At 59.9% G+C, this 14,603-nt stretch carries 14 protein-coding genes; 9 read left to right on the forward strand and 5 right to left on the reverse strand.

The window, feature by feature from the left end:
- Nucleotides 1-201 precede the first annotated feature (201 nt).
- The gene (locus tag AC1RR7_RS02535) at nt 202-585 is read right to left on the reverse strand and encodes a tautomerase family protein (RefSeq protein WP_096820206.1); all 384 of its coding nucleotides are present in this window, start codon (nt 583-585) and stop codon (nt 202-204) included.
- A 272-nt stretch (nt 586-857) separates the two neighbouring features.
- On the opposite strand from AC1RR7_RS02535, the gene AC1RR7_RS02540 reads away from it, so the two are divergent.
- The 5 genes from AC1RR7_RS02540 to AC1RR7_RS02560 all read left to right on the forward strand — a co-directional run bounded on the left by AC1RR7_RS02540 (nt 858) and on the right by AC1RR7_RS02560 (nt 5,206).
- A complete protein-coding gene (locus tag AC1RR7_RS02540) occupies nt 858-1,052 on the forward strand; it encodes a hypothetical protein (protein WP_096820205.1) in 195 nt (64 codons plus the stop codon).
- 47 nt (nt 1,053-1,099) lie between these two features.
- Nucleotides 1,100-1,270 carry a hypothetical protein gene (locus AC1RR7_RS02545; protein WP_192558307.1) on the forward strand — a complete coding sequence of 57 codons (171 nt, stop codon included), beginning with the start codon at nt 1,100-1,102 and terminating at the stop codon, nt 1,268-1,270.
- A gap of 254 nt (nt 1,271-1,524) precedes the next feature.
- Entirely contained in the window at nt 1,525-2,805 is a 1,281-nt protein-coding gene (locus tag AC1RR7_RS02550) for an HAAAP family serine/threonine permease (protein WP_096820204.1), read from the forward strand.
- Between the two features lie 135 nt (nt 2,806-2,940).
- Nucleotides 2,941-3,558: a ParB-like protein gene (locus AC1RR7_RS02555; RefSeq protein ID WP_192558305.1), complete on the forward strand. Its 618-nt coding sequence runs from the start codon at nt 2,941-2,943 to the stop codon at nt 3,556-3,558.
- Entirely contained in the window at nt 3,548-5,206 is a 1,659-nt protein-coding gene (locus AC1RR7_RS02560) for a SulP family inorganic anion transporter (protein WP_493155983.1), read from the forward strand. Before AC1RR7_RS02555 ends, AC1RR7_RS02560 begins: the two co-directional genes overlap by 11 nt.
- Before the next feature lie 67 nt (nt 5,207-5,273).
- Here the strand turns inward: AC1RR7_RS02560 and acnB are convergent, their stop codons facing one another.
- Complete coding sequence (acnB, locus tag AC1RR7_RS02565) at nt 5,274-7,883, reverse strand: bifunctional aconitate hydratase 2/2-methylisocitrate dehydratase (protein WP_096820202.1); 2,610 nt, start codon at nt 7,881-7,883, stop codon at nt 5,274-5,276.
- A 469-nt stretch (nt 7,884-8,352) separates the two neighbouring features.
- Between acnB and AC1RR7_RS02570 the strand changes: the two genes are divergently transcribed.
- On the forward strand, nt 8,353-8,823 hold the full coding sequence (locus tag AC1RR7_RS02570) for a DUF1289 domain-containing protein (RefSeq protein ID WP_192558304.1): 471 nt from the start codon (nt 8,353-8,355) through the stop codon (nt 8,821-8,823).
- Nucleotides 8,824-8,868: 45 nt separating this feature from the next.
- Here AC1RR7_RS02570 and AC1RR7_RS02575 read toward each other — a convergent pair whose 3' ends face one another.
- Nucleotides 8,869-9,732, reverse strand: coding sequence for a universal stress protein (locus tag AC1RR7_RS02575; RefSeq protein ID WP_493155985.1), 864 nt, complete (start codon nt 9,730-9,732; stop codon nt 8,869-8,871).
- 159 nt (nt 9,733-9,891) lie between these two features.
- Here AC1RR7_RS02575 and AC1RR7_RS02580 point away from each other — a divergent pair, with 159 nt between their 5' ends.
- The 3 genes from AC1RR7_RS02580 (at nt 9,892) to AC1RR7_RS02590 (ending at nt 12,634) form a co-directional block, all read left to right on the forward strand.
- The gene (locus AC1RR7_RS02580) at nt 9,892-10,500 is read left to right on the forward strand and encodes a MiaE family protein (RefSeq protein WP_085610660.1); all 609 of its coding nucleotides are present in this window, start codon (nt 9,892-9,894) and stop codon (nt 10,498-10,500) included.
- 139 nt (nt 10,501-10,639) lie between these two features.
- Complete coding sequence (locus AC1RR7_RS02585) at nt 10,640-11,347, forward strand: response regulator (protein WP_096820200.1); 708 nt, start codon at nt 10,640-10,642, stop codon at nt 11,345-11,347.
- Entirely contained in the window at nt 11,348-12,634 is a 1,287-nt protein-coding gene (locus tag AC1RR7_RS02590; RefSeq protein WP_096820199.1) for an ATP-binding protein, read from the forward strand. It abuts the gene before it with no gap.
- A 34-nt stretch (nt 12,635-12,668) separates the two neighbouring features.
- On the opposite strand, the gene AC1RR7_RS02595 is transcribed toward AC1RR7_RS02590, so the two are convergent.
- On the reverse strand, nt 12,669-13,568 hold the full coding sequence (locus AC1RR7_RS02595; RefSeq protein WP_102622076.1) for a bestrophin family protein: 900 nt from the start codon (nt 13,566-13,568) through the stop codon (nt 12,669-12,671).
- A 28-nt stretch (nt 13,569-13,596) separates the two neighbouring features.
- Nucleotides 13,597-14,595, reverse strand: coding sequence for a GTP 3',8-cyclase MoaA (gene moaA, locus AC1RR7_RS02600; RefSeq protein ID WP_096820197.1), 999 nt, complete (start codon nt 14,593-14,595; stop codon nt 13,597-13,599).
- Nucleotides 14,596-14,603: the final 8 nt, after the last annotated feature.

Below are 14,603 nucleotides of genomic sequence, written 5' to 3' on the forward strand. Positions count from 1 at the left end.
CAAAACGTGCCGCACGGACGGGAGAAACAACAAGGCCCCGTCCATTGCTGGCGGGGCCTTGGGTTTGCTGCGCTGGATTTACCTCAGGCGCAAACACCACGACCCGCCAGTGGCGGTCGTGGTGGTACGGGTGAGGTGCAGCGCGCAAAGGTTCATGGGGCCGATCATGCTGGCGGCGTCAACGGGCTGTCAACAGATGCATCAACTGGCGTACTGGGCGATGCCGTTGCCGAATGACCAGTTTTCTTTCTTCACTTCCACCAGATTGATGAACACATCCTCCAGACGGATCGACAGGTGCGTGTTCAGGTTCTGGGCGATGGTCTGGTACAGCGCTTTTTTCTGCTCCAGCGTCCGGCCCTCATTGAGGGTGATCTGGATGATCACCAGTTGGTCGCTGCGCTGGATCCCCAGGTATTGCGTATCGAAGATGAAATGCTCGCCGTCGTGCTCGGCCAGGATCTGGAAGTTGTCGTGCTCCGGGACATTGATCGTGCTGCGCATCGCGGCGTAGATCTGCTCGCCGACGCGTTTGGCGAAGGTCGGGTCGGGACGTTTCTTGAGTTCGACACGGACGAGGGGCATGAAAAGGCTCCTTGGGGCAGGGGACTGGAAGCGGCTGTCAGTCGGTTCGCCATTGGGTATAGCCGAAAAATGCCAGTCGGTGAGGTTGTTTAAAGCCGTTCGACGATGTCAGTGCCGTCCTGCAAAAGTTACGGAAGCTGCCTACGGATGCTGGTGGATTTATCCGCTATCTGACGGGGTGAGAAATGCGAAATCATTCAGGCAAGACGGGATGTGCTCTTCAGGATGGGGCAGCAACCTGAACGGTGATTGCCATTAGCCAAGGAAGGCCAATGCTTCAGAACAACCGCGAAGAGCTGGAACTCGAAAGGTTACTGCATGAATCACGAAAACTCGTTGCTGAAAGGCAAAAGCTTTTGGCGGAGGTTAAAAAGCTGAACAGTGAAATATACCTGTATCCAATCGCAGTATTGGGTGGTGTGGTGACCGCAATCACTGCAGTAGCAAGTGTTTACTTCAAGTTTTGAGTATTCGCTACTCATAAAAAACAGACCCTTGACCCGAAGGAGCCAACATGAACACATTTGACCGCCAGGCCATCATTGAACAAGCAGATCGAGAGTACGATGAGTGGGTCGAAAAAATGCGAATCAAAGACAAAGAGGACAGGTACCCGGTCTGGAGCATGCTGGGTTTCGGTCTCTTCTGCATGTCACTTGGCTTCATAGTGGGCCGATCGATCTGACCAGGTTTTTCTGATCGCATTCGGCACCGGGACGCGTCATAAAACGACATAAGGCGTACCTGTTGCCGACAGTAATATTCCAAAAAACGACATCGCTCCAATCTGCTCCGCACAACCATTCCTCAGCTAAGTCTTTGCTTCCGCTCATTTATCGCGGAGAATCGCGCCCCTGTTTCGGCCGGAGCATGTCTGTCGGTTTTTTCCGACGCGTCCTGACCGAGTGGCAAGTGACCGGAATGCGGAGATCCGACCGGATGAATGATCAGGCCAATAGCGTCGAACAACGCTTTGAAGCGGCAGCACCAGCGCAACTGTCGAGCTGGAATCGCCATGACACTACCTGGATGTTGGGACTGTTTGGGACGGCCATCGGCGCCGGTACCCTGTTTTTGCCGATCAACGCAGGTCTGGGTGGCTTCTGGCCGCTGGTGATTCTCGCGCTGCTGGCATTCCCCATGACCTTCTTTGCACACCGCGGCCTGACCCGCTTCGTGCTTTCCGGTCGCGAAGGCGCCGACATCACTGAGGTGGTGGAGCAGCATTTCGGCATCAAGGCCGGTGCGCTGATCACGTTGCTGTACTTCTTCGCGATCTTCCCGATCCTGCTGATCTACAGCGTCGGCCTGACCAACACGGTCGCCAGCTTCCTCGAACACCAACTGCACATCACGCCGCCACCGCGCGCGCTGCTGTCGTTCGTGCTGATCCTCGGCCTGCTGGCTGTTGTTCGCTGCGGCGAGCAAGTGATCGTCAAGGCGATGAGCCTGATGGTGTATCCGTTCATCGTTGCGCTGCTGTTCCTCGCCGTGTACCTGATTCCGCACTGGAACGGCGGCATCCTGTCCACCGCTTCGCAGGTGCCGGCGCCGTCGGCGCTGCTGCACACGCTGTGGCTGGCGATTCCGGTGATGGTGTTCTCGTTCAACCACTCGCCGATCATCTCGGCGTTTGCGGTGGACCAGAAGCGTCGTTACGGCGTTCACGCCGACGAGCGCAGCTCGCAGATCCTGTCCCGCGCCCACCTGCTGATGGTGGTGATGGTGCTGTTCTTCGTCTTCAGCTGCGTGCTGACCCTGTCGCCAGAGCAACTGGCTGAAGCCAAGGCGCAGAACCTGTCGATCCTGTCGTACCTGGCCAACCACTTCAGCAACCCGACCATCGCTTTCGCAGCGCCGTTGATTGCGTTCGTGGCCATCTCCAAGTCGTTCCTCGGTCACTACATCGGTGCCAGCGAAGGTCTGAAAGGCCTGATCGTCAAAAGCGGCAAGCGTCCGGGCGCCAAGGCGCTGGATCGCATCGTTGCGGCGTTCATGCTGGTGGTGTGCTGGATCGTGGCGACCCTGAACCCGAGCATCCTCGGCATGATCGAGACCATCGGTGGCCCGGTCATCGCTGCGATCCTGTTCCTGATGCCGATGTATGCGATCCGCAAAGTGCCGGCAATGGCCCGCTATCGTGGCCAGGCGTCGAACGTGTTTGTCACCGCCGTCGGCCTGGTGGCGATTTCGGCGTTGATCTACTCGCTGACGGCCTGATTCCAGACCAGCAGCACTAAGCGGGGGCGAGCGATTCGCCCCCGTTTTTGCAAGACCTTCCGGTGCCTGATCCAGGGCACACATCCCACGGCATAAACGGCTACGCTTGAAAGGCACTTTTCCCGGAGATGCCTCATGCCCCGTGCCCGACCGCAACTGATCAGCGCCAAACTGGAAAAACTCCATCCCACCCAGCTCACGGTCGGCCTCGCCGAAGTCGCCGACAAGCGTCAGGAATGGAAGAAACTCAAACGCAAGGAGCGGGCGGCAGCGCTGGATAATCACTGGTTTCCCAGTGTGCTTGGGCCTGAAGGCGTCTATTACATCGTCGATCACCACCACTTCGGTCTTGCGCTGATTGAGGAAGAGGTCAAGAAGGCTTCATTGCTGGTGCTCAAGGACCTTTCCTTTGTCGACCCGGTGACGTTCTGGAGCGTGATGAACTTCAACCAGTGGGCGCATCCCTATGATGGTCGCGGTGCCAGGCGCTCCTTCGAAGCGATTCCCAAATCCATAGTCGATCTGCAGGACGATCCTTATCGCAGCCTTGCCGGACGCTTGCGCCGGGCCGGTGGCTACGCCAAGGACGCCACGCCCTACAGCGAATTCCTCTGGGCGGACTTCTTTCGCAGCCGCATCGCCAGCGACCAGATCAACGATCTGAGTCCGAAATTACAGACCAAGGCCATGAACCTGGCGCGCAGCCAGGAGGCTCGGTATCTGCCGGGGTGGGTGGGTCCGATTGTCAACTGAACCCCTGAGCGCTGCTTCCCGACCCGAAGTACAAAGTCGCAGTCAGGATCTGCTGGCCGGGTTGTCGATTGCCGGCCTGTTGCTGCCCGAGGCGGTGGCCTACTCCAGCATTGCCGCGCTGCCACCCCAGGCCGGGGTGATCGCGTTGTTTGCCGGGTTGTTGTGTTACGCGCTGATGGGCACCAGTCGGTTTGCCGTGGTTTCGGCCACTTCATCCTCGGCAGCGGTGCTGGCAGCGGCGACGGCTTCGCTGGCCGGCGGCGACCCGGCATTGCGCCTGAGCCTGGCGGTCGGTCTGGTGTTGATGACCGGCGTGCTGTTTCTGCTGGCGGGACTGTTCAAGCTCGGCAGCGTGACTTCTTTCATCGCCAAACCGGTGTTGCGCGGGTTCGCCCTGGGGCTGGCGGTAACGATCATCCTCAAACAGGTGGCGAGCGTCGTCGATGTTCACCTGACGGACGGCAACCTGATTCGCTTCCTGCCGCAGTTGTTGGAGCAGTGGCCGCAATGGAACCTGGCGGGTGCCGGGGTTGCGCTGGTGGCGTTGCTGTTATTGATGGTCTGTGCGCGTTTTCGCCGGGTGCCGGGCGGTTTGATCGTGGTGGCGTTGGGCATTGCCGCCAGTCAATGGCTGAACCTGCCGGCCCACGGGGTGAAACTGATCGGGGTCATCGACCTGGCGCTGGAGGTGCCACGCCTGCCGAACATGCCGTTTGCCGACTGGCTGCGTCTCGGGGAACTGGCGTTTGCCATGGTGATGATTCTGTATGCCGAGTCCTATGGCTCGATCAGCTCGTTTGCCCTGAAGCACGGCGACAAGGTCTCTTCGAACCGCGATCTGTTGGCTCTAGGCGCGTCCAATCTGTTGTCGGGGCTGTTTCATGGCATGCCGGCCGGAGCGGGGTATTCGGCAACATCGGCCAATGAAGCGGCAGGCGCCACGTCGCGATTGGCCGGTATTGTCGCGGCGGCAGTGGTGCTGCTGATCGTGCTGACGGTGCTACCGTACATCGCCCTGACCCCGGAACCGGTGCTGGCCGCCATCGTGATTCATGCCTTGGGACGGGCGTTGAGCCTGCAACCGCTGGGCCGCTACTTCATCTGGCGCCGCGATCGCTTGTTGGTGATCTGCGCGGTGGCGGCGGTGTTGGTACTGGGCGTGCTCGACGGTTTGCTATTGGCGGTGGCGATCAGCGTGGTGCTGATGCTGAAACAGATGTCATCGGCGGATATCCAGGTGCTGGGGCAAATGGGCGGTGGTCACGACTATGTCGACGTGCAGCGCCATCCGGATGCCCGGGAAATCCCCGGCGTGCTGATTGTGCGGCCAAGTGAGGCGCTGTTTTTCGCCAATGTGGAGCGCATTCTCGGCGGCGCGCTGCGCTTGGCCCGTCATGCGCCGGCAGCGGTGCACACGATCATCCTGAGTCTGGAAGAATCGCCGGACCTGGACGGCACCAGCATCGAAGCGCTGGAAGCGTTTTTCCTGCAGGTGCGGGCCGAAGACAAGCTGTTGATTCTGGCGCGCCTCAAGCATGAGGCGCAGACCGTGCTGGCGCAATTGCCAGAACTGGAACGCGAGCAGGTGTTGCTGAGCGGTTTGAGTGTGGACGAGGCGGTACAGCAGGCACTCAAGCTCAATGCATGAGTTTCCGGAGGTATAAAAAAACGCCGCACATCTTGCGATGGGCGGCGTTTTTCATTGCGTTGCAGCGTTAGGCTTGAACGACCGGAATGTTGGCGTTCGCAGCAGCTTCACGGAACTCGGCAATCTGGTCGAAGGACAGGTAGCGGTAAACGTCGGCCGCCATGCTGTCGATCTTGCCAGCGTATTCCATGTACTCCTCGACGGTCGGCAGGCGACCCAGGATCGAAGCAACGGACGCCAGCTCAGCCGAAGCCAGGTAGACGTTCGCGCCGTCGCCCAGACGGTTCGGGAAGTTACGGGTCGACGTCGACACCACGGTGCTGTTCGGCTCAACGCGTGCCTGGTTACCCATGCACAGCGAGCAGCCTGGCATTTCCATGCGTGCGCCGGCCTTGCCGTAGATGCCGTAGTAGCCTTCTTCGGTCAGTTGGTGAGCGTCCATCTTGGTCGGCGGCGACAGCCACAGACGGGTTGGCAGCTGACCCTTGACCTGATCCAGCAGTTTACCGGCAGCGCGGAAGTGACCGATGTTGGTCATGCACGAACCGATGAACACTTCGTCGATCTTCTCGCCAGCAACGCTGGACAGCAGACGGGCGTCGTCCGGGTCGTTCGGCGCGCACAGTACAGGCTCGCTGATGTCGGCCAGATCGATTTCGATGATTTCGGCGTATTCGGCGTCGGCATCGGCTTCCATCAGCTCAGGGTTGGCAACCCAGGCTTCCATCGCTTGAGCACGACGTTCCAGAGTACGCGCATCGCCGTAGCCTTCGCCGATCATCCAGCGCAGCAGGGTGATGTTGGAGTTCAGGTACTCGGTGATCGACTCTTTCGACAGCTTGATGGTGCAACCGGCAGCCGAACGTTCGGCCGAGGCGTCGGACAGTTCGAAAGCCTGTTCCAGGGTCAGACCTTCCAGGCCTTCGATTTCCAGGATGCGGCCGGAGAAGGCGTTTTTCTTGCCTTTCTTCTCGACGGTCAGCAGGCCGTTCTGGATAGCGAAGTAAGGAATGGCATGAACCAGGTCACGCAGGGTGATGCCAGGTTTCATTTTGCCTTTGAAGCGCACCAGGATCGATTCCGGCATGTCCAGCGGCATGACGCCGGTGGCAGCGGCGAACGCGACCAGACCGGAACCGGCCGGGAACGAGATGCCCATCGGGAAACGGGTGTGCGAGTCACCACCGGTACCCACGGTGTCTGGCAGCAGCATACGGTTCAGCCACGAGTGGATGATGCCGTCGCCCGGACGCAGGGAAACGCCGCCGCGGGTCATGATGAAGTCAGGCAGGGTGTGGTGGGTGGTCACGTCGATTGGCTTTGGATAAGCCGCGGTGTGGCAGAAGGACTGCATCACCAGATCAGCGGAGAAGCCCAGGCACGCCAGGTCTTTCAGTTCGTCACGGGTCATTGGACCGGTGGTGTCCTGAGAACCTACGGTGGTCATCTTCGGTTCGCAGTAGGTGCCAGGACGAACGCCTTTGCCTTCTGCCAGACCGCAAGCCTTGCCGACCATTTTCTGCGCCAGGGTGAAGCCCTTGGTGCTTTCAGCAGGAGCTTCCGGCTTCTTGAACAGGTCGAACGCAGGCAGACCCAGTTCAGCGCGAGCCTTCTCGGTCAGGCCACGGCCGATGATCAGCGGGATACGGCCGCCGGCGCGGACTTCGTCCAGCAGAACCGGGGTCTTCATTTCGAAGGTGGTGATGACTTCGTCGGTACCATGCTTGCAGACTTTGCCAGCGTGCGGGTACAGGTCGATTACGTCGCCCATGTTCATGTTCGATACGTCGAACTCGATTGGCAGTGCGCCGGCATCTTCCATGGTGTTGTAGAAGATCGGAGCGATTTTGCTGCCGAAGCAGAAACCGCCGCCGCGCTTGTTCGGCACGTAAGGGATGTCGTCGCCGAAGAACCACAGGACCGAGTTGGTCGCGGATTTACGCGAGGAACCGGTACCGACCACGTCACCGACGTAGGCGATCGGGAAGCCTTCGCCGCGCATGGTTTCGATCTGCTTCATCGGGCCGGTCTTGCCTTGCTCGTCCGGAACGATGCCGTCACGGGCCATTTTCAGCATGGCCAGGGCGTGCAGCGGGATGTCTGGACGCGACCAGGCGTCTGGAGCAGGGGACAGGTCGTCGGTGTTGGTTTCGCCGGTGACCTTGAAGACGCGCAGGCTGATCTTGTCGGCCAGCACAGGGCGCTTCTTGAACCACTCGCCGTCAGCCCAGGATTGCAGCACGGCCTTGGCGTGAACGTTGCCGTTCTTGGCTTTTTCAGCCACGTCGTGGAAGGCATCGAACATCAGCAGGGTGTGCTTGAGTTCTTCGGCAGCCACTGGCGCCAGCTCGGCGTTGTCCAGCAGGTCTACCAGGGTCACGATGTTGTAGCCGCCCTGCATGGTGCCGAGCAGTTCTACAGCGCGCTTCTTGTCCAGCAGAGGGGAGGAGACTTCGCCCTTGGCCAGTGCGGAGAGGAAACCGGCCTTGACGTAGGCGGCTTCGTCCACTCCTGGTGGAACGCGATTGGTGATCAGGTCAACGAGGAAAGCTTCTTCGCCAGCCGGAGGATTCTTCAGCAGCTCGACCAGGCCTGCAGTTTGTTCGGCGTTAAGCGGCTGGGGAACGATACCCAGGGCTGCACGCTCTTCGATATGTTTGCGGTAGGCTTCAAGCACAGTTATTACCCTCATCAGTGGTCCCAAATGGGTGTCCGGGACGCTCATCCCGAAATTGCCGTACTCATGCTCCTCACGACGTTGTGGGTCGTTCGGCCAGAATTACCGGCAATTCCTTACAGAAGCTGCTTTCAAAGTTTTACGCCTGCAGAACGGGGAGCTGATGAGGGTTGGCGTATGGCTTTTCCCCGCTGGAAAAACCTTACGCCAACACCGCTCTGAAGGAACGACTGTGCTCGTGACGCTTTGAAAACAGCTTCTAACGGACATTGGCGCCTAAAAAGGCTGGCTGATTCTACGGCAAAAAAAATTTAAAGGTAAGTCGCGCTCTATTGGACTTTGGTTGCGTTGTGCGCGGGTGGGGCAAACCTTGATCCAGCACTTGTCCCTGACGTTTGAGGGGTGATGAATGCCGGACAAAGGGCTAACATGCCGACCTGTTCCGCGTTTCAAGTGTTTTGCCCATTCTATGCCCAATCAGACCATCAAGACCCCCTGCGTCGGCCTCTGCTCCACTGTTTACGGTGATCTGGTGTGCCGTGGCTGCAAGCGTTTCCACCACGAAGTGATTCACTGGAACGGTTACAACGAGGAAGAAAAACGCGCGGTGTGGCTGCGTCTTGAGCAATTGCTGTCACAAGTGATGGCCAGCAAGGTCGAGGTCTTCGACCCGGCGCGGCTGCGCCTGCAACTGGAACAGCGCAAGATCCGCTTCGTGCCGCACCAATCGGAATATTGCTGGGCCTATCAGCTGATCGCCCGGGGCGCGCGGGTGATCATTAATCTGGAAGCCTACGGGATGGTGCTGCTGCCGGAGTTTCGCGACTGGAACCTGCCGGAACTGCGCGATGCCATTGATCGGGAATTTTTCCTGCTGTCGGAAGCGCACTATCAGCGCTACATCGCGCCCGGTTTTCTGAAGGATGCGCTGGGCGAGTGAGCATTACCTGTGGCGAACACGCTCGCCACAGGATGACAACAATGCTTAGTGTTTCACCGCCAACTCCACCAGATGGTCTTCAACCTCCTGCGGCTTGAGCACCAGCACATCACTTTCCAGCGCATCCAGCACCACTTCGGCGGTATTGCCGATCAGCGCCCCTGACAATCCGGTACGCGCCACGGTGCCAATCACGGTCACGGCCGCCTGCAGCTTGTGCGCCATGAACGGAATCAGCACATCCGCCGGGCCTTCCTCGACATGCAAATGCTCGTCGTCGACATCGAATTCAGCCTGGAACGCCCGGCATTGCTCGCGATAGCGCGCCTCGATGGTTTCCTTGAGCTGGAAAGTCGGGTCCGCCGCCGACAGCATCGGTGACGGATGGGCGGTAATGACGTGCAGATGCCCCTTGGCCAGGCTCGCGATGTCATAGCCGTGATCGATGAGGGTGGTGTGCAGGTGGCGGTGCTCGCCATCGGCATTGCCCACATCGACCGCCACCAGAATCACTCGGTCTTTCCAGGAGGCCGAGGTCTTCACCAGCAGCACCGGGGTCGGGCAGTGGCGCAGCAGTTTCCAGTCCGCCGGGGTCAGCAGGGCCTTTTTCAGCGAGCTGTCGGGGAAATGCTGTTTGATCACCAACCCGCAGCCTTCGGCTTGCTGCACATCGATGATGGTTTCGTGCAGGCTCTCGTTCCACGCCTGTTCGGTGGTGACGCTATAACCGTCCGCCAGCAGCGCGGCCTTGAGCACGCTGAGCATGCCGGCGTGATCGTGCTTCTTGTCGCAGACCAGCAGGTGCAGATGGGCCTGGGTCACCCCGGCGATCAGCTTGGCGCGCTTGAGCGCCAGGCTTTCCGCGTGTTCGGATTCGATGACCACCAGAATGCTGCGAATGGCTTGCATGAGTGAGTCTCCAGCAATGAAAAGGCACGGCGTTGCACAACTATAGTTGCTGCTCATCCGTCTGCGACTTGATGCATATCAACGCGGGCGGCTGGTGGTCTGCGGGCAGGCCGGTATAATCGGCGCCCTTCGCTCGAACACCTTTTGACCGTGAGCCCCATGATCCTTCCCGAAATCCACGAATTCCTTGGTTGCCGCACGCCTGACGCTTGGGTCCAGGCCGCGCTGGCCGATCAGGAAACCCTGCTGATCGACCACAAGAACTGCGAGTTCAAGGCCGCCAGCACCGCGTTGAGCCTGATTGCCAAGTACCATTCCCACGTCGATCTGATCAACATGATGTCGCGTCTGGCCCGGGAAGAACTGGTTCACCACGAACAGGTCATGCGCATCATGAAACGGCGCAAGATCGAACTGCGCCAGCTGCACGCCGGCCGTTATGCTTCGAGCCTGCGCAAAGTGGTGCGCAGCCACGAGCCGGTGAAACTGGTCGACACCCTGGTGGTCGGCGCCTTCATCGAAGCGCGCAGTTGCGAGCGGTTCGAAGCACTGGTGCCGCATCTGGACGAAGAACTCGGCAAGTTCTACTTCGGCCTGCTGAAAAGCGAGGCTCGGCATTTCCAGGGTTATCTGAAACTGGCCTACCAGTACGGTGACGCCAAGGACATTGCCCAGGTGATCGAGAAAGTCCGCGCCGCCGAGCAGGACCTGATCGAATCGCCGGACGAGGAATTCCGTTTCCACAGCGGTGTGCCCGTCGCGGCATGAATTGTTAAAAACTCTTAAGAGTATGAAACATCAACGAAAACCGGCCCAAGTGGCCGGTTTTTGCTGCCTGCGATAAACGTCTCGCCCGCGAATGCCTCCATAATGGCGCCCACTTCACTGAGGGTTGGCGACGGTTGTTATGGATAACCTGGGTTTTGGCAGAGTCCTGCTGGTGGAAGACGATGAGCGCCTGGCTGCGTTGATCGCTCACTTTCTCGAACAACACGGTTATGAGGTGCGGACGGTGCATCGCGGCGATCTGGCCGTGGCCGCGTTTCTCGAATTCAAGCCCAAAGTGGTGGTGCTCGACCTGATGCTGCCGGGGCAGAGTGGCCTGCACGTGTGCCGGGAAATCCGCAGCGTGTCGGACACGCCGATTGTCATCCTGACCGCCAAGGAAGATGACCTCGACCACATTCTGGGCCTGGAGTCCGGGGCCGACGACTACGTGATCAAACCGATCAAGCCGCCGGTCCTGCTGGCACGCCTGCGTGCCCTACAACGTCGGCAAGTGCCGGACAGCGGCGTGGTCAGCTCGCTGGAGTTCGGCAATCTGATCATCGATCGCAGTTGCCGCGAAGTGCGTCTGGCGGGCGAGTTGATCGAGCTGACCACCATGGAATTCGAACTGCTGTGGCTGCTGGCCAGTGCCGCCGGCAATATCCTGTCGCGCGATGACATTCTCAATCGCATGCGAGGCATCGCTTTCGATGGCCTCAATCGCAGCGTCGATGTGTACATCAGCAAGCTGCGCAACAAACTCAAGGACAATCCCCGCGAACCGGTGTGCATCAAGACCGTGTGGGGCAAGGGCTATCTGTTCAATCCGTTCGCGTGGGAGCTGTAGATGCTGCGGTTATTTCTGGGACTGTTTCTGGTGATGACAGTCGGGCTGGTGGCGGCGCTGCAAACCGTCGAACACACCTTCAACGCGTTGCTCGACAACCAGATGCAGGCCTACAACCGCGAGGCGGTGCGGGGCCAGGCCTGGTCGCTGATCGAGCACATGCGCGACCAGCAAGGTGCGGCGCGCGAGGCGCAACTGGAGGCGTTGCGTCCGCATTACGGGTTGACGTTGAACCTGATCGAGTCCGATCAACTGGCCCTGACGCCCGAGGAAAAGGCTGAACTGGCGCAGAACCTGTTGGTGATTCGCGACAACTACACCCAGTTCATCAGCAACATCGACGGCGGTTCGCAGGTGCTCAGCATCAAATTGCCGCCCGAGCCGAGCCTGATGCCGTTCTACATCGCAGCGGCCTATCTGATGCTGGCGGTGCTGCTCGGCATCGTCCTGTACTTCTGGGTGCGCCCGCACTGGCGTGATCTCGAAAAGCTGCGGCTGGCCGCCGAGCGTTTTGGCGACAACGACCTCTCGTCGCGCATCCAGCTCTCCAAACGCTCGAACATTCGCGATCTGGCCGAACACTTCAACCTGATGGCGGCGCGCATCGAAGGTCTGATCGCCAATCAGCGCGAACTGACCAATGCCGTGTCCCATGAACTGCGCACGCCGATTGCCCGGCTGTCGTTCGAACTCGACCAGCTCAAGCAACAACCGGACGCCAGCCAGAACCGCGAACTGATCGCCGACATGTACGCCGACCTTGGCGAACTGGAAGAAATGGTCTCCGAACTGCTGACCTACGCCAGCCTCGAACGCGGCGCGACGGTCATCACCCGCGAAAACATTCAGGCCGCCAACTGGCTCGACAGTGTGGTGGGCAGCGTCGCCCTGGAAGCCGAGGCCGCCGGGGTGCAATTGCTGATCGGCGAATGCCGGGTCGAAGAAGTGCGGATCGAGCCGCGTTTCATGGCGCGGGCGGTGATCAATCTGCTGCGCAATGCCATTCGTTATGCCGAGCAGCGGGTCGAGGTGTCGCTGGTGCGCATCGGCGATCAATACGAAGTGCAGGTCAATGACGACGGGCCGGGTGTACCGCTGGCAGGTCGGGAGAAGATTTTCGAACCGTTCTCGCGCCTGGACGCCAGCCGCGACCGCCGCACGGGCGGTTTTGGCCTCGGGCTGGCATTGGTGCGACGGGTGTCGCAGTCCCATGGCGGTCGGGTCGAGGTTGGCGATTCACCGTGGGGCGGGGCGTCATTTCGCATGACCTGGGCGCATCTGGATTGATTGAATTTCCTCCCGCGAAGGGGGAGGCGTCGGATCAACTCAGCACGTAGTCCACGGGCTTCAGCGCCGGTGGCAAAGGCTCGGTACCCAGCTCCGACAGAATATCCCGCTCGATACCCCGCACCAGCGCATCGGTTGGCAGGTCGTTTTCATCCCGGCCGAACGGGTCTTCCAGTTCATCGGCAATCGCATCCAGACCGAAAAAGGTGTAGCTGACAATCGCCGTGAACAGCGGCGTCAGCCAGCCCAGCGGTTCGGCCATGGCGAACGGCAGCAGGATGCAGAACAGGTAAATCGTGCGGTGCAGCAGCAAGGTGTAAGGGAAGGGCAGCGGCGTGTTCTTGATCCGCTCGCACACGGCTTGCGCCTGGGTCAGGCTGGTCAGGTGATTGGCCAGCAGCATGTAGCGCCATTCACTGAGATCGCCTGCCTCATGCAGATCGGAACATTGCTGGCCGACGGTTTGCAAAATGCGCCCGCTGTAGTCCGGCACCAGTGCATCGTGTTGTGGCGTGATCCATTCGGCGCTGGCGGCGGCTTCGTTTTCCCGGCGCAACCGCGCGTTCAGGGCATGGGCAAAGCCGCAGAGGTTGAGCAGCAACAGCCGACGCTGCGCCGACTCGCGGATGACGTGGGTTTCGCGGATCACCGAACGCACATGCACGATCACTTCGCCCCAGGCCTTGCGCGCTTCGTACCAGCGGTCGTAGCAGGCGTTGTTGCGAAAATTCATGAAGATCGACAGTGACAGACCGAGCAAGGTGAACGGCGTGGCGTTGACCTTGGTGAAGTTGCTCGGATGGAGCATTTCCACCAGCACGATGGCCGACGCCAGCAGCGTGACCATCAGGGTGCGCAGGGCGATGCGCTTGGCAATCGACCCCTTGAGGGTAAACAGGACGGCGAACTGATTGATCTTGGGCCGGATGATCATGCTTTTTTTGCCTTGAAAACGTGGCGGTTCAGCCGCCGGTCATGTTCATGAAACGCACCACTTGCACGTCGTCGTTCACTTCAAAGTTGTGCCGGTAAGGCTTGAGCTTCATCGCTTCGATGATCGCTTTCTCCAGCCGCTCCGGCTGACCCGGATGGGCGCGCAGCACCGCTTTCAAATCCACCGAATGCTCGTTCCCCAGACACAGTAGCAAACGCCCCTCGACCGTCAGCCGCACCCGGTTGCAGGTGCCGCAGAAGTTGTGGCTGTGGGGCGAAATGAACCCCAGCCGAATGTGCGGCGCTTCTGCCAGCCGCCAGTAGCGCGACGGGCCCTGGGTCGACTCGGCGGAATCGATCAGGGTGTAGCGTTCGGCGATCTTTTCGCGCACCTGGGTGCTGGAAAAGAACGACTCGGCGCGACTGTGTTCGCTGATGATGCCCAGCGGCATTTCCTCGATAAAGGAAATGTCCAGATCCCGCTCGATGGCGAACTGCACCAGGTCGTTGATCTCGTGATCATTGCGGCCCTGCATCACCACGCAGTTGAGTTTAGTGCGGGTAAATCCGGCCTCGCGGGCGGCATCGATGCCGTTGATCACTTGTGCCAGGTCGCCGGTGCGGGTCATTTGTTTGAAAAGCACAGGGTCAAGGCTGTCGAGGCTGACGTTGAGGCGCTTGACCCCAGCATCGAACAACGGGCTGGCGAGTTTGCCGAGCTGCGAGCCGTTGGTGGTCAGGCACAACTCGCGCAGGCCGGGCAGGGCAGCAATCTGCTTGCACAACCCGACGACACCGGGACGAATCAACGGCTCGCCCCCGGTCAGGCGGATCTTGCGGGTGCCCAGCGCAACGAAGCTCTGCGCCAGTTGATAGATCTCCTCCAGCGTCAGTACCCGTTGGCGTGGCAGAAACTGCATGTCTTCAGCCATGCAATACACGCAGCGAAAGTCGCAGCGGTCGGTGACCGACATACGCAGGTAGTCGACGCGGCGGTTGTAACCATCGATCAAGACGCGCTCTGACATGACAGCCT

Source organism: Pseudomonas sp. GW821-FHT11G12 (assembly GCF_058808055.1).